Here is a 23,065-nt window from a genome sequence, read left to right as displayed (position 1 = left end):
GATGCCAACACCACGAGACCGGGAGCCGATGATGACAAGCGTGACTCTTTTTCAGGGCCGACGTTGGCGGGCACGGGCATCGTCCTTGTGCCTGGCGCTAGCGATCACCTCGACCGGGTGTCAGAGTCTTCTCGAGGTCGAGCTGCCAGGGCAGCTCGAGACGGAGAAGGTCGAGATCCCAGACAACGCACCGCTCCTAGCTGGTGCGGTCCTCGCCGAGTTCGAGTGTGCCTTCGCCAAGTACATCATGGCGAGCAGCTTGATCGGGAATGAGCTCAACGTCAGCATTCTGACCACCCACTGGTGGAGCTACGACCAGCGCGCATTAGCTGACGTTGCCTCGGGTCCAACCTGGGCCAGCGCCACCTGCGACCAGAACGAGCCTGCGATCTACACCTCGCTCTCGGTGGCCCGATTCCTCGGCGACAAAGTGTTCAAGCTGCTCGATGGGTGGACCGACGCGGCAGTCCCCGGCCGCGGGGCGCTGTTGGCGCAAACCGCGGCCTACACCGGCTACAGCTATCTGTTGTTGTCGGAAGCGATGTGCTCAGCGGTCTTCGACGAAGGCACGGAGGTCACCACCGCCCAGATTCGGGCCCGAGCCGAGGAGCGGTTCAACCGCGCAATCGCGCTGGGCGCCACGGCCAACCGCCCGGACCTCGTGAACATGTCGCTGTTGGGCCGAGCCCGGGTTCGGCTCGCGGCCGGCAAGAAGGCCGAAGCCGCCGCTGACGCCCAGCTCATTCCAGCCGGCTTCGTGAAGAACGCCCTCTACTCGGCGGCCGCAGGCAGGTCCGAGAACCGGGTTTTCGCCCTAAACAATCGGTCTTCCTTCGTCTCGATCGAGTCGATCTACCAGAATCTTACCTTCAACGGCGTCCCTGACCGCCGAGTGGCCATCGTCGATGCCGCCCGCCTCGCCGCCGATGGGCGCACTCCGCTCTTCCTTCAGACGAAGTACGCGAGCCTCGGGACGCCGATCCCGATCGCCCGACACGCGGAGGCCCGCCTGATCATAGCGGAGAACGCGGTGGCCACTGGCAACCTGTCGGCGGCAGTCGCAGAGATCAACGCGCTCCACACAGCAGCCGCTTTGCCCAACTATCAAGGAGGCACCGCTACGGAAGTGATGGCCCAGATCGTGGAGGAACGGAAGCGGGAGTTCTTCCTGGAGTCGCATCACTATAACGACGCGATTCGGTACCAGATCGCGCCGTTCCCGGCTCCCGGGGTGCCCCACAAGTTCGGCGGTTTCCATGGGGGCGCCCTGGCGTGTCTCCCGCTCCCGAGCTTCGAACGCAAGGGGTGATCGGCGCTTTGGCGGGTTCAGCCAGCGATAGATGGGGATGACCGGCGGTTGGATCCGCCGGTTCCGCTGAGCCGGAGGGCGTTTGTGATTCCCCCGTTTCAATAGGGACATCAGGCGATGAACGATCAGCGGCTGTCCGTGTTGACGGGCGGGTCACGGGCCCGCCCGAACGCGGTCCTCCACCCGCCAGCGCCAGCCGCCAGGTTCGCGATGTGGCTCCGGTCGACTCTTCTCGCCGGGGCGGTCACGGCGGTGGCCTGCTCGCCTACGAACGCCCAGGAGGGGCTTTCCGTCGCCCAGCGCCGGGCGATCGATAGCGCGGCTACCTGGATTCTCGCCGCCCACGGCGGCCCGAGCGCGGCGATTGCCATCGTGCGCGATGCCAAGATCGTCTACGAGCAGGCCTACGGAAATCGACGGCTGACGCCGGCGATGCCCGCGACGACGACGACCCGCTACAACATCGGCTCCATCACCAAGCAGTTCACCGCAGCCGCCCTGCTGCTTCTCGCCGAAGACGGGAAGCTCTCCCTCGACGACAAGGTGGCGAAATGGCTGCCTGAGCTCACCCGGTCGAACGATATCGCCCTGCACCAACTGCTCTCGATGACGGCTGGCTACCAGGATTTCTGGCCCCAGGATTACGTCTTCTCGGACCTGCTCGAGCCGACCCCGCCCCAGAGGATCGCGGATCGCTGGGCGCGGATACCGTTGGATTTCGAGCCGGGCACCAAATGGGAGTACAGCAACACCAACTACACGATCGCCGGGTTGATCGTCGAGCAAGCCAGCGGGAAGGGGCTGTTCGAGTTCCTGCGGGAACGGGTCTTCACCCCGCTCCGGATGACGTCGGTGGCCGACGCCGATACCGGTGCCCTCGGCCCGGCCGACGCCGGTGGCTATACCCGCTATGCGCTCGGTCCGTGGCGCCCCGCGCCGAAGGAGGCCAAGGGTTGGCTCTTCGGCTGCGGCCAGCTCGCGATGACGGCCCACGATCTCGCCCTGTGGGACATCGCCCTGATCAACCGCGCGCGGCTCCGCCCGGCCTCCTACGCGTTGATGGAAACGGAGGCGCGCCTCGTCAACGGCTTGGGGGCGGGCTACGGGCTCGGGGTGAACGTGAGCTCCGCGAACGGCCGGCGCCGGATCTCGCATAGTGGCGGAGCCTCGGGTTACTTCACCTACCACGAGGTGTATCCGGACGATCGAACCGCGATCGTCGTCCTTTCCAACGACGAATCCCGGGCGACCAGACTCATTGCCGACCGGATCGCGGCCACCCTCTTCGTCGTCACCGACACGGCGGCAGCCACGGCGCTGAGCCAGGCACGGCGGATTTTCGCGGAGCTGCAGAACGGGAGGATCGATCGCACGCTATTCACCCCGAACGCCAACGCCTACTTCTCCCGAGAAGCGGTCGAGGACTTCGCCACCAGCCTTGCTCCGCTCGGCGGCCCGACCGAATTCGTCCCGGTGGCGTACGAGTTGCGAGGTGGGATGAGCTACCGCGCCTTTCGGATCAGGGCCGGAACCCGAACCCTGCTGCTCACGACGCGCGCGCTGGCCGACGGCTCGCTGGAGCAGTACCAGATCAACCCCGACAAGTAGAACCGGCGCCAGTGACGATCGCTACCTTGCCTACGAGTTCCAGCCCCATGGCCGCCGCCGGAGAAAGGGAGAAGCGCCTACCCGATTGACCCCCGGAAGGCGAACCGGTCCACTACACCGTATCCAGCTAGCATACGGCGGCGGTCCGATCACCCAGTCGACGACGACACCGGCGATCCCCGCGTCGACTGCTGGCCGCGTTGATCCGCTATCGACCGAGGTCGAAACCTTCGGGGAGCGGGTCGGCATCGGTTCGGAGGAACACATGGGTGCCGGTGATCCAGGCCCGTCCCGAGATCTCGGCGATGGCGCCCCCACCAACGACCTCAACGACTCGGGCAACGAACTGGGTGTCGATGATCCCCGTTACGGGGAGGGGTGATCCGACGGCCAACCGGCCCGCGGCCCATTCGTGGAGTGCGAGGGCACCGGCTCCGGCGCCGCACGGCGACCGGTCGATCCCGCCGGTCCGCCCGATCACGATGTCGCGGAAGCCTCCTCCCTCCATCCGGTCGTAGAACAGCGCCAGGGCGAAGGCCGAACCGGCCCGGTCAAGCAGTCTCTGGCCGAGCGCGACGAAGAACTCGAGGTTGGCTCGAGTCGCGGCTTTACCGAGTTGCTCGGCTGAGACGAGGAGAAAGGTGACCCCACAAAACACCGCCGATGCGGCGATCGTCACCCCGTCCAACGCGATCGCCAGGTGGGGATCCGAGACCGCCCCCGGTGGCGTGCGGAGACTGATCTCGGCGAGCTCGCCGTCCTGGAACCGGGGCGTGAGCGGCATAATGCCGCCGGGCGTGTCGAAACGGAGGCTCCCGTCGGGTCGAGGCCGGAGGGTCCCCTCGCGAATCAACGCGGTTGCCACCCCGATCGCGCCGTGCACACAGGTCGGGAGGTATCCCCCCGTGGTCATGAAGAAGACTGAGAGATCGACGGTGGCGTCGGGCGGAGGGCCGACGACGGCCCCATACATCCCCCGATGGCCTCTCGGCTCGCAGAGGAGGAACTTTCGGAAGGCGTCGTGGTTGGTCTGGAACTCCCGCATCCGCTCGGCCGCGGTGGCCCCGGCGAGCGGCGGCAATCCGGACAGCACGATCCGGGTTGGGCCTCCCGCCGTGTGGGTGTCGATCGTCGAGATCCGGATCGGCTGTCTCATGGCGTCAGATCAGATCCGGAGCGTCTGGCCGCCATCGACGACCAGCTCCGCGCCGGTGATGTACTTGGCCCGGTCGGAGGCCAGGAACACCGCCAGGTGGCCGATATCCCATGATTCTCCCTGCTTGCCGGTGGGGCACCGGGCGTCGCGAAACCGGGTCATCTCCTGGATGTCCCCGCCGTAGGCCTCGGTGAGGGCGGCCCGGACGAAGGGCGTGTTCATCATCCCCGGCAGGATCGCGTTGACCCGAATGCCCCGCTTGGCATACTCGACGGCAAGTTCACGGGTGAGCGCGTTGACCCCCGCCTTGGAGGCCGCGTACGCGAGCGAGAGCGCCGGCAAGGTTCTGATCGAGTTGATCGAGGAGACGTTGATCACCACACCGCCACCCTGAACCTCCATCACCGGGATGGCCGCTCGACAGAGCAGAAACATGCTCTTGAGGTTGACCGCGAGCGTCCGGTCCCAAGCCGCCTCGGTGGTCTCGAGGAGTCCGCCGGCCAACTCGATCCCGACGTTGTTGTGGAGAATGTCGAGTCGCCCGAACCGCTGAACACAGGCGTCCACGATGCCCTGGCATTCGGTTGCCACGCTGACATCCGCTTGGTGGACCGCACACCGCCCGCCTTCCGCTTCGATCAGGCGCTGCGTCTCGACCGCGGCGGCCAGGTTATGATCGACGCCAAACACCGCCGCCCCTTCACGGGCGAAGAGGATGGCCGCCGCCTTGCCGTTGCCGACTCCTTCCCCAACGGATCCGGCACCAGTGACGATCGCTACCTTGCCTACGAGTTCTTGCCCCATGGACGCCGCCGGAGTAAAAGAGAACCGCCATCCCAATTGACCCCCGGGACGCGGACCGGTACACTACCATGAATACAGCTAGCATACCGGCCCAATCCAGTCAATCCCGGTTCTCGCCCTTCACCAGGGCAGGAGGTCATCCGATGCCCCCGTCATTCCTTTTGGTCGCTGCGGTCTCAGCGGCCCCGATCAACCAGGGAACTCCGGACGACTACCGGCGGGCCGAGCAGTTCCTCCCCGCGCAGATCGGGCGCCATCTCACCCGGGCGACCGTGAGCCCCGTGTGGCTCGCGGACGGCGATCGGTTCTGGTATCGCAGCCCCGGCGAGAACCGCGGGTTTCGTCTCGTCAATCCCGGCCGGGCCACCCACGGGCCGGCGTTCGATCATGACCGTTTGGCGGCAGGGCTATCCGCCGCGAAAGTGCTGATGGCCGGGCGGCCGTTGCCGTTCGATTCCCTGCTCCAGCTCGACCCGGGCGTCTCGGTCCTGGTGCCGATCGCCGGCGCAGCCATCCGGTGTGATCTCGAGACCTACCAATGCGCCACGGCGGGCGTGGCGCCACCGAACACCCGCGAGCAGGTCGTGTCACCGGACGGCCGGTGGGTCGCCTTCGTCCGGGGCTTCGATCTCGCGGTTCGGTCGACCGACTTCCGGGACACCCTGGTGCTGACCCGCGATGGGACGGCGGATCGGTGGTATGGCACCGGCGTCGTCTCGCCGCTCGGCCGGTCAGGTCTCAGCGATCCGCCGGCCACCGTGGCGTTCTGGTCACCCGACTCCCGCCGGATCGCGACCTATCGGATCGATATCCGAGGAGCGGGCCTCATTCCGCTCGTGCACGGGGTCCGGACCGCGGCGGATTTGCGGCCCCGCCCGTATGCGGCTCCCTACCCGCTTCCAGGCGACTCAACCACGGCCACGGCCGAGCTGGTGCTGTTCGAGCTGAGCTCAGGCCGCCGGATCGACGGCCCGTTACCGCCGGTGCCGGTGCTCTACTACAACCTGTTCCCGATGACCTGGCCCGATCACTGGTGGGCGGCGGACTCGCGCCATTTCTACTCAGTCCGGCGGGCGCGCAGCAACCGGATGACCGAGGTTGGAGAGGTCAACGCCGAGACCGGAACGGCCCGGCTCATCGCGCGGGACGAGAACCCGACCTTCGTCGAGCGATTCTACCAGCGGTTCAATCCCATGGGGCCGCGCGGCGAGATCGTTTGGGCCTCCGAGCGTGACGGCTGGCGCCATCTCTACCGGCTCGACTCCGTCACCCGCCAACTGGATCGGCAAATCACCCGGGGGCCGTGGGTGGTCCGCGAGCTGCTCCGGGTCGACGACCAGAACGGCTTGGTGTTCTTCACCGCGGGAGGCCGCGAGCCCGGGCGAGATCCTTACCTCCGCCACCTCTATCGAGTCGGACTCGATGGCTCCCGCCTGGAGTTGCTCACCCCCGAGCCGGCCGACCACTCAGTGTCGATCTCACCATCCGGGCGGTATCTGGTCGACACCTACGAGACCCTGGAGCTTGGCGCCCGTTCGGTGGTCCGTTCGGCCCGGGACGGCGCGGTGCGTCTCGAACTGGGGACGACCGATCTGTCGGGGCTGACTCGGCTCGGTTGGCGGCCACCCCGAGCGTTTCGGGCCACCGCCCGCGACGGGGCGACCGATATCTACGGTATCCTTTTGCTGCCGACCACCTTCGATTCGACCCGTCGCTACCCGCTCATCGATAACATCTATGCCGGTCCGCAGACGATGGCCACCCCGAAGACCCTGGCGCCGAGCCGATACCTCTGGGAGGCGCAGGCCCTGGCCGAGCTGGGCTTCGTCGTCATGGTCGTCGACGGGATGGGCACGCCGTTTCGCTCCAAGAAGTTCCACGACGTTGCCTACCAGCGGCTCGGCGACGCCGGGCTGCCCGACCACATGGCCGCCATTCGCCAGCTCGCGGCGGGGCACTCGTTCATCGACACCACCCGGGTCGGGATCTTCGGAATCTCGGCGGGCGGTTACGCCTCGGCCCGCGCCATCCTCAAGTATCCCGATTTCTTCAAGGTGGCGGTCTCGGCTGCGGGGTGCCACGACCTCCGGCTCGACAAGGTCGAGTGGGCCGAGCGGTACATGGGCCCGATGGGCCCTCACTACGCCGAGCAGGCAAACCCCACCCTGGCCCGGAACCTGAAGGGCAAGTTGCTGCTTACCCATGGCGATCTCGACGAGAACGTCCCGATCGCCCAAACCTACGCCATGGTCGACTCCCTGATCGCCCAGCGGAAGTCGTTCGACCTCCTGGTGCTGCCGAACCGGAATCATGACGTGGATGCCGACCCCTACATGATTCGGAGCCGGTGGGACTACTTCGTCAAGCACTTGCTCGGCGTCGAGCCGCCGCCACGGTAGGGCAGCGAGCCCGATCGCGATTGGCGCTATCGGGGTGATCGGACCGGCAGCGGAATCGGCAGCGCCGGGTGCCTGGGGATCGCGACCTTTCCGTTCTCGACGACGACCTCGCCGTCCCGGATCACCAGGTTCACGTTGGCCAAGTCGTCGAGGTTCCGATCGGGCTGGCCCCGCACTACCAGCAGATCGGCGAGCTTCCCGACCTCGAGCGTGCCGAGCTTGTCGTCCATGTCGAGGACCTCGGCGCTGGTCTTGGTGCCGGCCACCAGGGCCTCGGCGACGGTGTACCCGGCTTCGACGAAGTGCTTGAGCTCTCTGATGTAGGCCGGCAGCACATAGCGATAGTTCCCCCCGACAACATCGGTGCCAATCCCACTCTTGATCCCGGCCCGCTTGAGCCGTCGAATCATCTCGACGTTGCGGGCTGGCGAAAACCCGAACCGCCTCGAACTCGAGCCGAAGTACCCGCCGTTCTCGTCAAAGACGAAGTCGTAGGCCGTGACCGTCGGCACGGCGAACACCCCGCGCTCCGCCATCTTGCGGATCGCATCGTCGGACCGCGGCAAGGGATGCTCGATGATGTCGACACCGGCGTCGATCGCCCAGTCGATGTAGAAAGTCTCGCAATCACAAATCACCCTGAGCCCGAGCGCATGCGCCTCGTCGGCGGCGGCCTTCACCTCCTCGCGGCTGAAGTGGCTGGCGATCTTGATCACGTCGGCGCCGGCCTTGAAGTTCTCCCGCACGGCGTCGCGCCACTCCTCGGGACCCGAGACCTCCTTGACGTAGAGCCAGAGGCTGGAGCCGGGCCGGAGCCCCTCGGCACCATGTCCGCCGGTGCCGGTCAGGAGCATCCCCGCGGGGAAGACCCGGGGGCCCGGAAGCCGGCGCTGGCGGATCCATTGCTTGAGCCGGAACGGGACTAAGCCGTGGGATCCCACGTCCCGCACACTGGTAATGCCGCTCTCGATGAAGTATCGCGCCCGTTCGACGCCGCGGAGCGTCGCTTCGACTGGATCGGACGCCAAGTGCCACGGCTCCTCGCCCGCCTTGGCGGAGTAGCTGAGATGGACATGGAGGTCGATCAGGCCCGGGAGGATCGTCATCCCGCTCGCGTCGATCGTTCGGGCCCCAGGTGGCACCCCGCCGGCGCCGGCCTCGCGGATCGCCGCGATCCGATTCCGCTCGATCACGATCGTGGCCGGACGAGCCGGCGTTCCCGTTCCATCGAAGACCCGGCCGCCGACGAGCACGATCGTGCCCTCCGGACCGGTCGGCCCCGGCGCCACCGGCACTCGCCGGGGATCGTCGGAGACCGGCATGTTTGGGTCCAGCGATCGGCGGCGGTCCACCGCCCGTTCCTGGGCCTGTAGCGATGACCCGGCAAACCAGGGGCACGCGACGGTCAGCGCCCCGGCAACGAGACTCTCGACAACGCGGAATCGCATGGTCCTCTTCCCCCGAATGGTGGTGGCGGCGGCTCGGCCCGTTCGGGCCCGGCGCGGGGGAAACATGGGATACAACGTGCATACCGGCAAGCTACGGCAGCGTCACTCCCGACGTCGAGGACTCCGCGAGCCAGGCCCGGAGCTCGTTGATGGTGTTCCGGGCATCCCGCCGGGCGGCGACTTCGGCCGCCTTGGGATCGCCTCGGCGGATCGCCTCCACCAACGCCGGATGAGCCCCAAGAAGCCGGGCCTGCTTCATGTGACGGACCGCGACGAGCAGGAGACGCTGGCCCTGCTCGAGGATGGTTCGAGTCCAGATCGTGAAGTACGGGTTCGCGGCCGCCTCGGCGATGGCCATGTGGAAGTCGCGATTGGCCTCGAGGGACTCGAGGAACTCGCCCGCCTTGCTGAGTGCCTCATAGCGCCGGTGGGCGACGAGGATCCGCTCCAACGATAGCGGGGTTCTCCGTATGGCCGCCAAGTGGGCGGTGAGCCGGTAGGTCAGCTCGAGGGCCTCGAGGTAGGCCGGCAGCATGCTGACGTCGAAGGACGCCACCTCCGCGCCGCGGTTGGGGAGGGCTTTGACCAGTCCCTCCGCCGACAGGCGAATCAGCGCCTCCCGGGCCGGGGACCGCGAGAGATGGAACCGGCGGCCGATCTCGGCCTCGTCGAGCAGGAAGCCGGGCTCGAGGACCATGGTGAGGATCTCCTCGCGCAGGTGCTGGTAGATGTGCTTGGCCCCACCGCCACGCCCGGGTCGCTTCGGAGCGGGGTCACTGCGCGTCTTGGTCGGTGCTTTGGTCGGCAAGGGTCAAATCTCAGGTGGCAGTAACCGGCTATTCCAGGGCAAGCGAGGGCGGGCCCGCTTCCGCGACTCTAAATATATCCCGCAAACAGCTGCTGTAGTAGCCGCTCGAGTCAGGAGTTCGGCGACCAGAACACCAGACGCAGTGGTTGCGAGGTACGAATCGGCATTAAGTGGGGTGCTACCGGCCCAGGAACTTTTCGAGCACGGCGCCGAACTTGGCTCCCTCCTCGTAGAACGGCATGTGGCTGCTCTTCTCGAACACCGCGAACTGCGAGCCGGCAATCATCTGGTGGATCTTGAAGGCCGTCTGCGGGGCCACGTTCATGTCGTAGCGCCCGGTGATGACCAGGGTCGGTACCTTCAGGGCCCGGACCCCGGTCGAGAGGTCGACCGCGCCCATTTCCTTCGACAGTTGCTTGTGCTGGAACCGGCTGAAATGGCTGTCGCCGAGTTGCTTGAGGAATTGGGCGGCATTCTCGGGCGAGTAGAAAATGCTGGAGACGTAACTGGTCAACGCGCTGTCCATCGTGGCACCGCCGGTCTCGACGCCGCGTCGGAACTGCGCGATGAAGTCGCCGCGGTCCGGAAACGCCTGGGTGAACAAAAAGAGCGTTTCGGAGAACTTGGGCGCCGCGGCATCGAGGAGGATCAGATGGGCGAGCCGGTCGGCGTGTTTGGTGGCGTACGCCATCGACAGATAGCCGCCCCAGGAGTGGCCCATCAGGTCGATCTTGTCGGCTTTGAGCGCCACCCGGAGCGCCTCGAGGTCGGCGACGAATTGGGCGACCGAGACTTGGGTTTCGGCACCGACCGGCGATGAGGTTCCGGTGCCGCGCTGGTCGTACCGGACGTTCCGGTGCGCCGTCTCAAATCCGCCCCAGGGCCGGAATGAGAAATAGTCGCTCCCGAAGCCGGGGCCGCCGCTCACCATGATCAGCGGTGTTCCGGTACTTGGACCTCGCTCATAGTAGGTGACCCAGCCCCCTGGCACTGAAAGGCGTTTCCCGGCCGATTGGGCGAACCCGGGACCTGGGGCAGCGAGGGTAGCGACGAACCCGGCAACAAGGGCGATCAGACGAGGTACCATTCGAAAGTCCCGATGGATAGAGGGTGACCGAATATACCGAGACCGCCGGTTTTCCGGCGATCCGCGGCGGGAGCTGGCCGAGCGCGACCGGCTCCGCCAGGACCTGCTCGACTACTGCGAACGGGGCACCCGGGCGATGGTCCGTCTGATGGAACGGTTACGGGAGCTGGCGGTCAGCGGCGACCCGGCTCTAGGCGTTCGTCTACATCCGGGACGCCCTGGGAAAGGCCGCGCAGATTCTCGCGGCCGAGGGCGTCAGCCCCGAGCGCCGGGCCTTGTGGGTACGCCTCCAAAGCGATCTCGCCGCCGTGTACGCGGCGGTCGACCGGGCGCTCGAGGGCGCGACAGCTGGCACCGGCGAAGGCACCGGGGCCTAACGACATGTCAGGGCTTGGGGTTGTCTGGGCTGGTCAGCGTGTCGAGCTGGGGGGCGCTTTGGTCATCAGGACCATGTCATCCGGATCCGGTACAGTCATGTCGGCCGTCCAGAGCCTCCGAGCGGTGTCCGGCTCTAGGAGCTCGGCCAGGTGCTGCTGCTGCGATACGGCCCGCCAGTCGACCAACGTCCGGCAGCGGGGGCAGCGGATCGTCCCGGAGGGGGTGGGAAAGGGCCCGGCCCCGTCGACAGCCAGCCGAACGATCAGCACCGGATTGGACCGGCTTCGACCCTACGACCTGCGCCACTCCGCGGCCTCGCTCCTGCTCACGGCCGATTTGCACCCGAAGTTGGTGCAAGCCATGCTCGGCCACGCGAGCATCAAGCTGACCCTCGACACCTATAGCCACCTGGTTCCCGGTCTAAGAGGGCGGCGCACCAAATGGAATCGCTGCTCGGCGACGGGCCGGCCTCCGATGCCTCAGTTGGTGCCTAGAACAGGCGTCACCAGCGTATTTCAGCCTAGTGGACGGCTCCCCATCGTTGGTCGCGCTTGCTATCTTGGGTGCATGCAGGTTGCCGCCGGAGAAGACGTTAGGCCCCTTCCAACGAACCACACGTGACCGGCCGCCGTCAGGGCTGGTCACTTTTGCAAGCAGAGGGTCACCGGTTCGATCCCGGTCCGCTCCATTAGGTTGTTCCCACCATGACGGCAACACCCACTCAACGATTCGAACGCTACGTCGCCATCGGCGACAGCTCGACCGAAGGACTCGACGATCCCGACGGCCGGGGCGGGTTCCGCGGATGGGCCAACCGGCTGGCCGAACGCGTGGCGTCAATCCAAGGCTCCCTGCTCTACGCCAATCTCGGAGTGCGGGGTCTCAAGACTCGGCAAATCCTCGACAGCCAACTCGAGGTCGCGCTCGCGCTCCGACCCAACCTCGCGACGCTTTTTTCCGGTACCAACGACATCGTGACGCGAGAGTTCGACCCCGGCCGCGTGGCCGCCGACGTCGAGACTATGCAGACCGCGCTGGTCCAGCAGGGCGCCACCGTCCTCACCTTCACCCTGCCTGATCTCACCCCCGTCATGCCGTTGGCGCGCCGCCTGGTGCCGAGAGTCTTGGCGTTGAACGAGGCCCTCCGGCAGGCCTCGGCACGGAGCGGCGCCATTTTGGTGGACGTGGCCCAACACCCGGTGGCGTCCGACCCGCGGCTCTGGAGCGACGACCGGCTCCACGCCAACGCCGAAGGCCACGCCCGGATCGCGGCGGCCTTGGGGCACGCGTTACGGTTGCCGGGATCGGACGAGCGCTGGGCCGACCCGCTCCCGGCGGTCGCTCCGCCCACGTGGCTTGAGCGGGCGGCTGCCGAAGTCCAGTGGGGGCGCCGCTACCTCGTTCCGTGGATGTGGCGCCATGTCCGCGGCCGATCGTCGGCCGACGGCCGCACCGCCAAACGACCGGCGCTCGAGATGGTTCGCCCGGCCGACGCTCGGCGGCCTTAGGGCCCGGTCAGCAACCGCCGGTCGGCGCTCCGACCACTCCGGCAACCACTCGCTGGCCGGCCCGCATGCCACCCGCCGTCCACCCACTGCGACCGCTGACAATCAAGCCCCGGTGATCCATGGTCGGCTCGCCGAACGGTGCCCTGGTGGTCCAAGCGGTGGACACCGGATCGAACGCCAGTACCGTGGTCAGGGGCTCCGCCGGCCGGCCGTCATAGCCGATGCCATTGTAGTTGTAGGGATTCCCGGTTCCGCCGGCCACCAGAATCACGCCTTGAGCCGGACAGGGTGCGGCGGCGGCCCGATAGAGGGCGGGCCCCGGGTGCGGCGGAAGCTTCCGCCACTCGATCCTGGTCGGGTCAGCCGGGTCGATCTGGCCGAGCCAGGTTTGGGCGGCGAGGTCGTACCGCGAAGGGCCGCCGGTCTTTTTGGCGCCGTCGATCACCAGGATCGACTGCCCGAGCAAGCCGCCGGTATGACCGAACACCGCCGCGCCGGGAAACTTGGTCCCCGCCGCCCATCGATCGGTGGCGGGGTCGTAGATCTGGACCAGATCGACGTTGTCGGTGTCGTGCCAGCCGGACACCAAGTAGATCAGCGAATCCCGGTACACCCCGCTGATCGCATCGTCGACCGGCACCGGAATCGGGGCGGCGGCGCTCCACCGACCCGTGGCCGGGTCGAAAATGTCGACGGCCGGCGCCGACCCTTCGGTGCCGTCGGCCGCCACCGTGTAGCCGCCGAACAGGTAGAACTTCCCGCCCACCACCTGGGCCGTGGCGGCCAGCCGCCCGACCGGCCCGGGCACCGGCGGTAACTCGCGCCACTCCGGCCGGCCGGCTTCGAGCTGGAACGCTCGCCGGGTAATGCCGGACCACTGTTTCGAGCTATCGACCCCAAGGGCTGAAAAGATCACCCGCTGCCCGGCCACGGTTCCGACCGCGACGGCGTTGTTGCTGACCGCCATCGGGAGCGGCGGCAACCCCGGGGCCGCCTCGAAGACCACTCGGCCGTTGAACACCGTCAACTCGCAGCGCATGTCTTTCAGCTCGGCGGCTGGTACGGTGTAGGGATCCCGATCCCACACCGCCAAGTCGGCGTATTTGCCGACCTCGATCGATCCGGTCTTCGTCTCGAGAAACAACTGATGCGCGGCGTCGATCGTGAAGGCGCGGAGGGCGGCCCGCACATCGATCGTCTCGTCGGTGCCGAACGGGTCCTTGCCGTAGACGCCCAGCAGCGGCTCGCGGGTCACCGCCGCCCAAATGCCGTAGCGGGCCGGGAACGGGGTGACGTTATAGTCGGAGGTCCCCGCCCAGCGAACACCCTTGGCGGCAAAAGTCTTGAACGGATTGAGCCGGCGCGACCGGGCCGCGCCGAAGTTCCCGGCGTAGGTATCGCCTAACCACCAGGTAAACGCCGGGGACGGCTCGGGATACCCAGCATCGAATTTCCGCTGCATGCCGGCCATCAGGTCGATGGCCCGGTCGGTTGGAATGTTGGCGTGGATGATCCCGTGTCGGCGCCCCGACACCGGGTTGGCGGCCAGGGCTTCCGCGTAGCTGTCCATGGTCCAGTCGATGGCCCGATCCCCGATCGAATGGACGCTGACGTGGAACCCGGCGTCGTGGTACCGCTTGATCAAGGCGCGGATGGTATCGGGGTTGGCGGCGGCGTACCCCGTGTTCCCCTGATCGACTTCGGTCAGATTCCGGTTCCAGTCCTCATAAAGCCATGCGGTCCGGGCACCACCGCTTCCATCGAGGTAGAGCTTCACCCCACCGGCAATGACCCGATCGTCCCCGGTCGACTCATACGGCCGGCTCATGGCGGCTCGCTCCGCGATCAGCCGGTCGGCTGTCGCCATGCTCTGGCCCCCCGACCAGAGGACGAACACCCGGACGGGAAGCCCGCTGTCGGCCGAGGCTTTCCGATAGGCGTTCCAGGTCTCGCTCGCGATCCCGGGATCCTTGATGCCGGTCATCCCTTCGGCATTCATCGCCCGCGCCAGCTGCTTCATCGCGTCGACGACGACACTCTCAGCGGGGGGCGGAATCAGAGTGGCCACCAGATCCTGGGCCGATTCCTTGAGGACGCCGGTTGGCATCCCGTCCGGATACCGGTCGATCGTCCCAGCCGGCGGATCCCTCGTGTCCCGGGTCACGCCGGCCAGCTTGAGCGCGGCGGAGTTGGCCACGCCGTAGTGCCCGGTGGTCTGGGTCAGCCAGACCGGATGGTTCGGCGCCACCCGGTCCAAGTCGGCCGCGGTAAGGAGACGCCGCTCGGCCAGTTTGCTCTCGTCCCAGCCCCGGCCCTGGATCCAGCCACCGGGCGCCGTCAGGACGGCCCGGGCCCCGACCTTGGCCTGGACGTCGGCCACAGCTTTGACCTCGGGGTATCCGAGATCGAGGAGCAGAAGCCGGTCGGTGCCGCCCCAGGCAAAATGATTGTGGGCGTCGATCAATCCGGGCGTCACCGCGCGGCCGGCCAAGTCAACCCGCCGGGTCGCGGGTCCCGCGAGCCGCTCGATCTCCGCGGTGCTGCCCACCGCCACGATCCGGTCACCCCGAACCGCCACCGCTTCGGCCACCCGATCGGCGGCATCGACCGTGATCACTTTGCCATTCACCAGAACGAGGTCGGCGGGGGACGTGGCGGCGCGGCAGGCGGCCACCATGAGCAGGCAACAGAAAAGTCGCGTCATGAGACCCAATATGGCGGTCGAACCGGAACCGGGCCAGATTGGGAGCATGACCAAAACAACCACCACCGCGCTCCTCCTCGGTTCCCTGGCCGCCCCGCTTGCCGGGCAAGTCCCCGCCCCACTTACCGACCTGGTGCGACGAGTCTTTGCCTCGAACGAGTTCGGGGCTCGCGAGCGGTTCGGACCCGTGGAATGGATCGAGCAGGGAGCCGCCTACCTCGCGGTCGAGCCCTCGGCCACGACCGCCGGAGCCAGTGACCTCGTGCGGTATGAAACCGCCACCGGCGCCCGGACGATCTTCGTTCCGGCAGCCCAACTCATGCCCCGCGGCCGCACCGAGCCGCTCGAGATCGAGGAGTACACCGTCTCGGCCAATGGCCGCCAGGTCCTGGTCTTTACCAACAGCGCCCGAGTCTGGCGGCAGAACACCCGGGGCGACTTCTGGGTGCTCGACCGGCAAACCGGGTCGCTCTCCAAGCTGGGCGGACCGGACGCCCCGGCCTCGAGTCTCATGTACGCCAAGCTCTCCCCCGCGGGCGACCGGGCCGCCTACGTCCGCCAGGGCGACATCTTCGTCGAGCGTCTGGCCGACGGACAGGTGACCAAGCTGACATCCGGCGCGGATTCCCTGCATGTCAACGGGATGACGGATTGGGTCTACGAAGAAGAATTTTCGCTTCGCGACGGATTTCGTTGGTCGCCGGACGGAGCCAAGATCGCCTATTGGCGATTCGACATGACCGGCGTGGGCACCTTCAATCTCTTCAACGCCACGGATTCGCTCTATCCGTTCGTGACCCCGGTGCAGTATCCCAAAGTCGGCACCACCAACTCGGTCGTCACCGTCGGCGTGGTCTCGGCCGAGGGCGGCCGGACCACGTGGATCGAGGTCCCGGACGATCCGCGGCAGAACTACATCCCCCGGATGGAATGGGCCGGGCCGAACGAGGTGGTGATTCAGCGAATGAACCGGCTGCAGAACACCAACCGGGTTTTCCTCGCCAATGCGGCCTCGGGCCGAGTGACCGTGGTGCTCACCGAGCGGGACGACGCCTGGGTCGATGTCGTCGACGAGCTGACCTGGCTGGCCAAAGGGAAGGAATTTCTCTGGGTCAGCGAAGCCGACGGCTGGCGCCATGTCTACCGGGTTGGCCGGACCGGAGCCAACCGGGCCCTGATTACCCGCGGCGACTACGACGTGGTCGGGGTAACGGCGGTCGACGAAGCGTTAGGGTGGCTTTACTTCATCGCCTCACCGGACAATGCCACCCAGCGATATCTCTATCGGACCCGGCTCGACGGGGCGGGAACCGCCGAGCGGATCTCGCCGGCCCATGAGCCGGGAACCCATGGCTACACGGTGGCGCCGAACGCCAAGTGGGCGTTCCATACCTATTCGAGCGCCAACCGCCTGCCCACGATCGACCTGGTCGGGCTGCCGAAGCACACCGTGGTCCGAACGATGGTGAACGACACGGCCCGGCAACGGTCGGTTGCGGCCGTGTTGGCTCGGCCGGTCGAGTTCTTCAAAGCGGACGTCGGAGGCGGGGTGGTGCTCGACGGGTGGATGATCAAGCCGAAAGACTTCGATTCGACCAAGACGTATCCACTCCTGATGTACGTCTATGGCGAACCCGCCGGGCAAACTGCCACCGACCAGTGGCAGGGTGATTCCCGGATTTGGTACCAGGCCATGGCCGATCAGGGCTACGTGATCGCGACGGTCGACAACCGCGGCACCCCGGCGCCCCGGGGCCGCGCCTGGCGGAAAGTGGTCTACCAACAAATCGGGGTCCTGTCGAGCCAGGAGCAGGCCGAGGCGGTGCGGGTCCTGACCCGGACTCGATCGTACCTCGACCCGAGCCGGGTGGCGATCTGGGGCTGGAGCGGCGGCGGGTCCAGTACGTTGCAGGCAATGTTTCGGTATCCAGACGTTTATCAGGTCGGGATGTCGGTGGCCCCGGTTCCGGATCAATTGCTCTACGACACGATCTATCAAGAGCGGTACATGGGGCTGCCAGCCCAGAACCCGGCGGCGTACCAAAAGGCCTCCCCGATCAATGTGGCCGACGGGCTCCGGGGCCGGCTCCTGGTGGTTCACGGCAGCGGCGACGATAACGTCCACTACCAGGGAACCGAGCGGCTGGTCAACCGGTTGGTGGAGTTGGGGCGGCCGTTTGACTTCATGGCGTATCCGAACCGGAGTCACTGCATCTGCGAGGGGCCGGGCACGACCCATCACGTCTACTCGCTGTTGACCCGGTATCTGGTGGAACACTTGCCGGCCGGTGGCCGGACCCGCGCTACGCCCTGATCGACTCGGGACCCAGGGCTAGTTCCCGGGGCGGCGGATCGGGGGGCCGTTCGAGGGGTCGAGCACCGCTCGAATGTGTTCGAGCAGAATGTAGGGTGTGAAGGGTTGGCGGAACCGCCTGGCACCGGGACGAAGAGAAGGGTCACGGCGTTAGGCTCGAACGGCCCCGCACCGTACACGCCGACGACGGACTGACCGGCGAGGTACGCCGGCGACGTCCCCACGACCAAGCTCCGATGGGCCGGCAAGGTGGCCAGGTCGTTGGCCCGGACGAATGCTTCGAGGGCGGGAACTAACGACTGCCAATAGGTCTCGAAGTAGCGGTCGAGGTACCCAGCCACCAGCCGGTCTCCGGACTCAGGGGCCCCCGCCAGATCCCCCCGCCCACCGCCGTCGGCCCCCTGTCGTGCGGGCCGGTCAGCGGCCACATTCCAGCAATGGATGCCACCTGCCAACAGTTCGAGAAACGGCTCAGAGCGGCTGAACGCCGGATCATCACGGCCCTCCGGACGCCCGCCCGGATTCAGGCCCTGCTGGATGAGATCCCGTATGTGGGCGAAGAGCGGTACCGGTCGCCCCTTACCTTCTTCCGGGAACAGGGCGGCCATTGCTTTGATGGGGCCCTCTTCGCGGCCATGGCGCTCCGCCGGCTGGGGCATCGCGGGGTGCTGGTGGACCTGCTGCCCAACCATCGAGACGACGATCACTTGATCGCGATTTATCGCCGCGGGGGGTTCCTCGGGGCAATCGCCAAGTCGAACTACTCCGGCCTCCGGTCCCGTGAGCCGGTCTACCGGGGCGTCCGCGAATTAGTCATGTCCTACTTCGAGGGGCACTTCAACGCCCTGGGCGAACGAACCCTCCGGGCTTATGCCTACCCCCTTGACCTGGGGCGATTCGATGCCGGGGGTTGGATGTGGGATGATGCGGGGCTCGAGTCGATTGGGGATGCCCTGAATGACCGCCGGACGGTGACCCTGGTGACCCCGGCCATAGCCCGCCGGCTGACCATGGTCGACGAGCGATCGAAGCGGGCCGGGCTTCTCGGCGTGCGGCGAGACCAGCTCTATCAGCCTCCCGCGCCGGGGCGCTCGAGATAGCTTCGCACCTTCCAGGATCGCCCCAAGAGATACAGGACCATGACCCATTCGGCTTCGATCGTCTTGGCCACCCCATCGGCATCTATTCGATCGTACCGGAGGGCCCCAAACGCATAGGCCAGGTTCCCGCTGGCATCGAAATCGAACGGCGTGAGGTGGTAGCTGCTGATCCGGGGCAGCCAACCGGCCAGGGAATCGCCCACCGCCGCCCGCCCTTCGGCCATCAGACCGAGAGGAGCAAACAGAACGGCATCCATCAGCATCTTGTCGAGCCGGTTTCGATTTCTCCCGGAGATCTGATCGCTCCAATCTGCCAACACCGGCTTGATTTCCTCGAACGCCCGGGCCCGAACTTCCTCCCTCGGGTTTTTGCGACCTTCGAAGACGCTCTGACCGGGCAGTTGGGCAGACACAGGCGTCGCTCCGACCGCCATCACGGCCGCCAGCAGAAAGCCCAGCGATCTCAACCCTGCACCGCGCGATCCGTGATGTCGAGGCCCCGGTCGATGATCGCAAACCCTTCTCGGAGTTCGGCCTCAGTGACGCAGAGCGGTGGGTTGGTGAAAAAGTAGTTCCAGCGGACCATCGTGTAGAGGCCCTCTTCCCGAAAGAAGCGGTTGAGCGCGCCCATCTCTTCGGAGGTGCCGTTGAACGGGGCCATCGGCTCCATCGTTTGGCGGTTCCGAACCAACTCGATGATCCCGAAGAGGCCGATCGACCGGACCGCGCCGACGGACCGGTGCTTGGCGGCGAGTTCCGCCAGCAGCTGTTGCATGACGCCGCCGATCCGGGCCGCGTTCTCCACCAACTGGTCAGCTTCCATGACGTCGATGGTCGCGAGCGCGGCCGCGCAGCAGGTCGGGTGGCTGTTGTAGGTGAGACCGCCGTAGAACACCTTGTCGTTGAAGTGTTCGGCCAGATGGCGGCGCATCCCGAGGGCCCCAAGCGGCAGATAGCTGCTCGTGAGTCCTTTGGCCATAGTGAGGAGATCCGGCACTACATTCCAATGATCGACAGCAAACCATTTCCCGGTGCGCCCGAAGCCGGACATCACTTCGTCGACGATCATCAGGATCCCGTATTTGGTACAGAGGGCCCGAATCCCTTCCAAGTAGCCCGGTTGGGGAATCAGAATCCCGTTCGTACCCGTCACCGCCTCGAGAATCAGGCCGGCAATCGTGCTCGGGCCTTCGAGCTGGATGATTTCCTCGATCGCCGCGAGCGACCGGTCCACGGGATCCCAACCGCGCTGAATCCCGTGGTATTCGTCCGGAAAGCGAATCACGCCGGGCATCCCGGGTTCGGCGGCCCATCGCCGTGGGTCGCCGGTCAGGGTAATCGCGCCGGCGGTTGCGCCATGATACGAGCGATACCGGGCCATGATCTTGTGGCGGCCGGTGTAGAACCGAGCCAGCTTCACGGCGTTCTCGTTGGCCTCCGCGCCGCCGTTGGTGAAAAAGAAGGTATCGATGTCACCGGGACACAGTTCGGCGAGCTTGGCGCCCAGCCGGGCCCGTGGTTCCGTGGCCATGAACGGGTTGGCGTAGGCCAAGGTCGCGAGTTGTTGAGCGATCGCGTCGACAACCCGCCGGTCGCCGTGGCCGATGTTGACCGACATCAGCTGGCTATTGAAATCGAAGAAGCGCTTCCCTTCCGGGGTCCAGAAATAGATCCCCTCGGCGCGGGCGATCGCGATGGGATCGACCTTGGACTGAGCCGACCACTCGTAGAGAGTGTGCCGCTTGGTCAGCGCGATGATCTCGGGGCCGGTCAGGGAGTCGGTCATGGAGTAGAATCCAAGCGGGTTGGTGGCGGATGGTGGTTCACCGGTCAAAGGTCGTCGGACCCGCGGGGTTATGGCAAGGGCGGTGTGGGCCGAGCGGAGAAACAATGAAGCCCCACAATCCGAAGATCACGGGGCCCCAAGGGGGTGGCTGACGACGGCCTACTCTCCCACGACCTCTCAGTCGTAGTACCATCGGCGCTACAGGGCTTAACGACCGTGTTCGGAATGGGAACGGGTGTGGCCCCTGCGCGCTAGTCGTCAGCCAATCTGGCACTACCGGAGGTTGATGGTTCGAGCGGTATGCGGTCGGCTATCCGTCTTCGCCCCTGTATACCAGGGGAAGAAGGTTCGGACGACGTGTGATCGCACCGGCCTCGAGTCAACCACCGATAGGGGCGCCCTACGGGGCGCCCAAAGATCGGCAATCGAGAGAACTGGATGATGTCGTAGGTAGGGGTGGGTATCAAACCCACCCGGAATCAAAACCAATGGAAGAGATCAAACTTCACGGGCGATTAGTAGCGCTCGACTGAAGGCCTTGCAGCCCGTACATCTGCGCCCTATCAACCTGGTAGTCTCCCAGGGCCCTTTAGGAACCTTACGGTCCAGGATTGTTCATCTTGGGGACAGTTTCCCACTTAGATGCATTCAGCGGTTATCTGCGCACGACGTCGCTACCGGGCGATGCCCCTGGCGGGACAGCCCGTACACGGGAGGTCGTTTCGTCCCGGTCCTCTCGTACTAAGGACGACTCCCCTCAACAATCCCACGCCCACAGCGGATACAGACCGAACTGTCTCACGACGTTCTGAACCCAGCTCATGTGCCACTTTAACCGGCGAACAGCCGGACCCTTGGGACCTTCTCCAGCCCCAGGATGTGACAAGCCGACATCGAGGTGCCAAACCGCGTCGTCGATGTGAACTCTCGGACGCGATAAGCCTGTTATCCCCAGCGTACCTTTTATCCTATGAGCGATGGCCCATCCACACGGGACCACCGGATCACTTAAGCCGACTTTCGTCCCTGCTTGCGCTGTCGCGCTCGCAGTCAGGCGCCCTTCTGCTTATACACTCGTCGTGCGATTACCGACCGCACTGAGGGCACCATAGCGAGCCTCCGGTACTTTTTAGGAGGCGTCCGCCCCAGACAAACTACCCACCTGCCACGGTCCTCGACCCTGTGAAGGCCTGAGTGAGATTATCAGAAAAAGAAGGGTGGTATTTCACTGGTGCCTCCCCGCTAGCCGAAACCAGCGGATCAACGGCTCCCACCTATGCTACGCAGCTTATGCCGACAATCAATGACAGGATGTAGTAAAGGTGCATGGGGTCTTTTTGTCCTGCTGCGGGTAATCGGAATCCTCACCGATACTGCTATTTCGCCGAGCTTACGGAGGAGACAGCTCCCAAGTCGTTACTCCATTCGTGCAGGTCGGAACTTACCCGACAAGGAATTTCGCTACCTTAGGACCGTTATAGTTACGGCCGCCGTTTACCGGGGCTTCGGTTCGCAGCTTCGCCTTGCGGCTAACCACTTGCCTTAACCTTCCGGCACCGGGCAGGAGTCAGTGTCTATACGTTGGCTTGGAAAACGCCTTAGCAGACACCTGTGTTTTTGCTAAACAGTCGCTTGGGACGATTCTCTGCGGCCAGCCTCTGCTTTTACACATACTACTGGCACCCCTTATCCCGAAGTTACGGGGTAATTTTGCCGAGTTCCTTCTCCGTGAATCACTCGAGCACCTTAGGCTGCTCGCCTCGCCTACCTGTGTCGGATTACGGTACGGTCAACAACTATCCTGATCTGCGAAGATTTTCTTGGCAGCATGCGTCGGCCATCCTTTGCGGGGACTTGCGTCCCCTTCGGCATCGCCACTCGACTATCCCCGCGGATTTGCCTACGGGGAAACGTCTACCTGGCTTACAGCGGCACAACCACAATCCGCCGATGACCTTGCTCCTGCGTCCCTCCTCAGACTGATAACGTTTAGCTGTTGGTACGGGAATGTTGACCCGTTTTCCATCGTCTACGCCTCTCGGCCTCGACTTAGGGACCGACTAACCCTGAGCTGATCGACATGGCTCAGGAACCCTTAGGCTTACGGTGTGAAGGGTTTTCACCTTCATTCTCGCGTACTGAATCCGGCATCCTCACTTCTGATCGCTCCACCGGAAGGTTTCCACCCCGGCTTCACCGCTCTCAGAACGCTCCCCTACCCCTTGTACTTGCGTACAAAGACACAGCTTCGGCGGGCGGCTTAAGTCCCGACCATTATCGGCGCGGCTACGCTTGACTGGTGAGCTATTACGCACTCTTTAAAGGAATGGCTGCTTCTAAGCCAACCTCCCAGCTGTCAACGCATACCCACATCCTTTGCTACACTGAGCCGCCACTCCGGGGCCTTAGCTGGTGCTCTGGGTTCTTTCCCTCTCGCCGCGGTACATTAGCACACCGCGACTGCCTCCCGGGCAGCATTCAACAGGCATTCGGAGTTTAGTTGGGGGAGGTACGCCAATAACGGCGCCCGGACCCATCCAGTGCTCTACCTCCTGTGAACTCATTTCCCGAGGCTATACCAAAATATATTTCGGGGAGAACCAGCTATCTCCGAGCTTGATTGGCCTTTCACCCCTACCCTCAAGTCATCCGAGCG

General features: G+C 65.5%; 16 protein-coding genes and 2 rRNA genes (1 of these 18 only partly in view). 7 read left to right on the top strand and 11 right to left on the bottom strand.

Annotation, left to right across the window (positions count from 1 at the left end; translation table 11 throughout):
* Position 1: 1 nt before the first annotated feature.
* Positions 2–1,309, top strand: a complete 1,308-nt coding sequence (locus tag EXR94_11685) for a RagB/SusD family nutrient uptake outer membrane protein (GenBank protein ID MSR03378.1) — start codon at positions 2–4, stop codon at positions 1,307–1,309.
* A 117-nt stretch (positions 1,310–1,426) separates the two neighbouring features.
* Positions 1,427–2,917, top strand: a complete 1,491-nt coding sequence (locus EXR94_11680) for a class A beta-lactamase-related serine hydrolase (protein ID MSR03377.1) — start codon at positions 1,427–1,429, stop codon at positions 2,915–2,917.
* A gap of 208 nt (positions 2,918–3,125) precedes the next feature.
* Here the strand turns inward: EXR94_11680 and EXR94_11675 are convergent, their stop codons facing one another.
* Positions 3,126–4,073, bottom strand: coding sequence for a hypothetical protein (locus tag EXR94_11675; GenBank protein MSR03376.1), 948 nt, complete (start codon positions 4,071–4,073; stop codon positions 3,126–3,128).
* Positions 4,074–4,082: 9 nt separating this feature from the next.
* Entirely contained in the window at positions 4,083–4,877 is a 795-nt protein-coding gene (locus EXR94_11670) for an SDR family oxidoreductase (GenBank protein MSR03375.1), read from the bottom strand.
* Positions 4,878–4,945: 68 nt separating this feature from the next.
* Here EXR94_11670 and EXR94_11665 point away from each other — a divergent pair, with 68 nt between their 5' ends.
* Positions 4,946–7,276, top strand: a complete 2,331-nt coding sequence (locus EXR94_11665; protein MSR03374.1) for a S9 family peptidase — start codon at positions 4,946–4,948, stop codon at positions 7,274–7,276.
* Positions 7,277–7,302: 26 nt separating this feature from the next.
* On the opposite strand, the gene EXR94_11660 is transcribed toward EXR94_11665, so the two are convergent.
* From EXR94_11660 to EXR94_11650, 3 genes are all read right to left on the bottom strand, one after another.
* Positions 7,303–8,790 carry an amidohydrolase family protein gene (locus EXR94_11660; GenBank protein ID MSR03373.1) on the bottom strand — a complete coding sequence of 496 codons (1,488 nt, stop codon included), beginning with the start codon at positions 8,788–8,790 and terminating at the stop codon, positions 7,303–7,305.
* Between the two features lie 25 nt (positions 8,791–8,815).
* Entirely contained in the window at positions 8,816–9,532 is a 717-nt protein-coding gene (locus EXR94_11655; GenBank protein ID MSR03372.1) for a GntR family transcriptional regulator, read from the bottom strand.
* A 178-nt stretch (positions 9,533–9,710) separates the two neighbouring features.
* Entirely contained in the window at positions 9,711–10,619 is a 909-nt protein-coding gene (locus EXR94_11650) for an alpha/beta fold hydrolase (protein ID MSR03371.1), read from the bottom strand.
* Between the two features lie 381 nt (positions 10,620–11,000).
* Between EXR94_11650 and EXR94_11645 the strand changes: the two genes are divergently transcribed.
* Both EXR94_11645 and EXR94_11640 read left to right on the top strand, forming a co-directional pair.
* Entirely contained in the window at positions 11,001–11,618 is a 618-nt protein-coding gene (locus EXR94_11645; GenBank protein ID MSR03370.1) for a hypothetical protein, read from the top strand.
* Positions 11,619–11,701: 83 nt separating this feature from the next.
* Positions 11,702–12,505, top strand: coding sequence for an SGNH/GDSL hydrolase family protein (locus tag EXR94_11640; protein MSR03369.1), 804 nt, complete (start codon positions 11,702–11,704; stop codon positions 12,503–12,505).
* 7 nt (positions 12,506–12,512) lie between these two features.
* On the opposite strand, the gene EXR94_11635 is transcribed toward EXR94_11640, so the two are convergent.
* Complete coding sequence (locus EXR94_11635) at positions 12,513–15,275, bottom strand: hypothetical protein (protein ID MSR03368.1); 2,763 nt, start codon at positions 15,273–15,275, stop codon at positions 12,513–12,515.
* Here EXR94_11635 and EXR94_11630 point away from each other — a divergent pair.
* A complete protein-coding gene (locus EXR94_11630) occupies positions 15,256–17,523 on the top strand; it encodes a S9 family peptidase (GenBank protein ID MSR03367.1) in 2,268 nt (755 codons plus the stop codon). The two genes, EXR94_11635 and EXR94_11630, sit on opposite strands and share 20 nt — an antisense overlap.
* Here the strand turns inward: EXR94_11630 and EXR94_11625 are convergent.
* Positions 17,454–17,864 (bottom strand): hypothetical protein, encoded by a 411-nt coding sequence (locus EXR94_11625; protein MSR03366.1) that lies wholly within the window; start codon positions 17,862–17,864, stop codon positions 17,454–17,456. The two genes, EXR94_11630 and EXR94_11625, sit on opposite strands and share 70 nt — an antisense overlap.
* Before the next feature lie 96 nt (positions 17,865–17,960).
* Here EXR94_11625 and EXR94_11620 point away from each other — a divergent pair, with 96 nt between their 5' ends.
* A complete protein-coding gene (locus EXR94_11620) occupies positions 17,961–18,623 on the top strand; it encodes a hypothetical protein (protein ID MSR03365.1) in 663 nt (220 codons plus the stop codon).
* Here the strand turns inward: EXR94_11620 and EXR94_11615 are convergent.
* The 4 genes from EXR94_11615 to EXR94_11600 form a co-directional block, all read right to left on the bottom strand.
* Positions 18,593–19,090 (bottom strand): hypothetical protein, encoded by a 498-nt coding sequence (locus EXR94_11615; protein MSR03364.1) that lies wholly within the window; start codon positions 19,088–19,090, stop codon positions 18,593–18,595. The genes EXR94_11620 and EXR94_11615 overlap by 31 nt on opposite strands.
* Entirely contained in the window at positions 19,087–20,409 is a 1,323-nt protein-coding gene (locus tag EXR94_11610) for an aminotransferase class III-fold pyridoxal phosphate-dependent enzyme (protein ID MSR03363.1), read from the bottom strand. The genes EXR94_11615 and EXR94_11610 overlap by 4 nt, the downstream gene beginning before the upstream one ends.
* A gap of 146 nt (positions 20,410–20,555) precedes the next feature.
* Positions 20,556–20,672, bottom strand: a 5S ribosomal RNA gene (gene rrf / locus EXR94_11605).
* 227 nt (positions 20,673–20,899) lie between these two features.
* A 23S ribosomal RNA gene (locus EXR94_11600) occupies positions 20,900–23,065 on the bottom strand; it runs 778 nt beyond the window's last position.

The organism is Gemmatimonadota bacterium (genome assembly GCA_009692115.1).
Classification (GTDB): Bacteria; Gemmatimonadota; Gemmatimonadetes; order Gemmatimonadales; family GWC2-71-9; genus SHZU01.
The sequence above is the reverse complement of the archived record's forward strand: the minus strand, read 5'-3'. Positions and strand labels throughout refer to the sequence as shown.

Bases quoted from the DNA above. Each gene is read 5' to 3' on its own strand.
- EXR94_11650 (MSR03371.1), bottom strand. From the start codon at position 10,619: ATGGTACCTCGTCTGATCGCCCTTGTTGCCGGGTTCGTCGCTACCCTC.
- EXR94_11610 (MSR03363.1), bottom strand. From the start codon at position 20,409: ATGACCGACTCCCTGACCGGCCCCGAGATCATCGCGCTGACCAAGCGG.
- EXR94_11645 (MSR03370.1), top strand. From the start codon at position 11,001: ATGTCAGGGCTTGGGGTTGTCTGGGCTGGTCAGCGTGTCGAGCTGGGG.
- EXR94_11660 (MSR03373.1), bottom strand. From the start codon at position 8,790: ATGTTTCCCCCGCGCCGGGCCCGAACGGGCCGAGCCGCCGCCACCACC.
- EXR94_11680 (MSR03377.1), top strand. From the start codon at position 1,427: ATGAACGATCAGCGGCTGTCCGTGTTGACGGGCGGGTCACGGGCCCGC.
- EXR94_11665 (MSR03374.1), top strand. From the start codon at position 4,946: ATGAATACAGCTAGCATACCGGCCCAATCCAGTCAATCCCGGTTCTCG.
- EXR94_11620 (MSR03365.1), top strand. From the start codon at position 17,961: ATGGATGCCACCTGCCAACAGTTCGAGAAACGGCTCAGAGCGGCTGAA.
- EXR94_11685 (MSR03378.1), top strand. From the start codon at position 2: ATGCCAACACCACGAGACCGGGAGCCGATGATGACAAGCGTGACTCTT.
- EXR94_11675 (MSR03376.1), bottom strand. From the start codon at position 4,073: ATGAGACAGCCGATCCGGATCTCGACGATCGACACCCACACGGCGGGA.
- EXR94_11630 (MSR03367.1), top strand. From the start codon at position 15,256: ATGACCAAAACAACCACCACCGCGCTCCTCCTCGGTTCCCTGGCCGCC.
- EXR94_11640 (MSR03369.1), top strand. From the start codon at position 11,702: ATGACGGCAACACCCACTCAACGATTCGAACGCTACGTCGCCATCGGC.
- EXR94_11670 (MSR03375.1), bottom strand. From the start codon at position 4,877: ATGGGGCAAGAACTCGTAGGCAAGGTAGCGATCGTCACTGGTGCCGGA.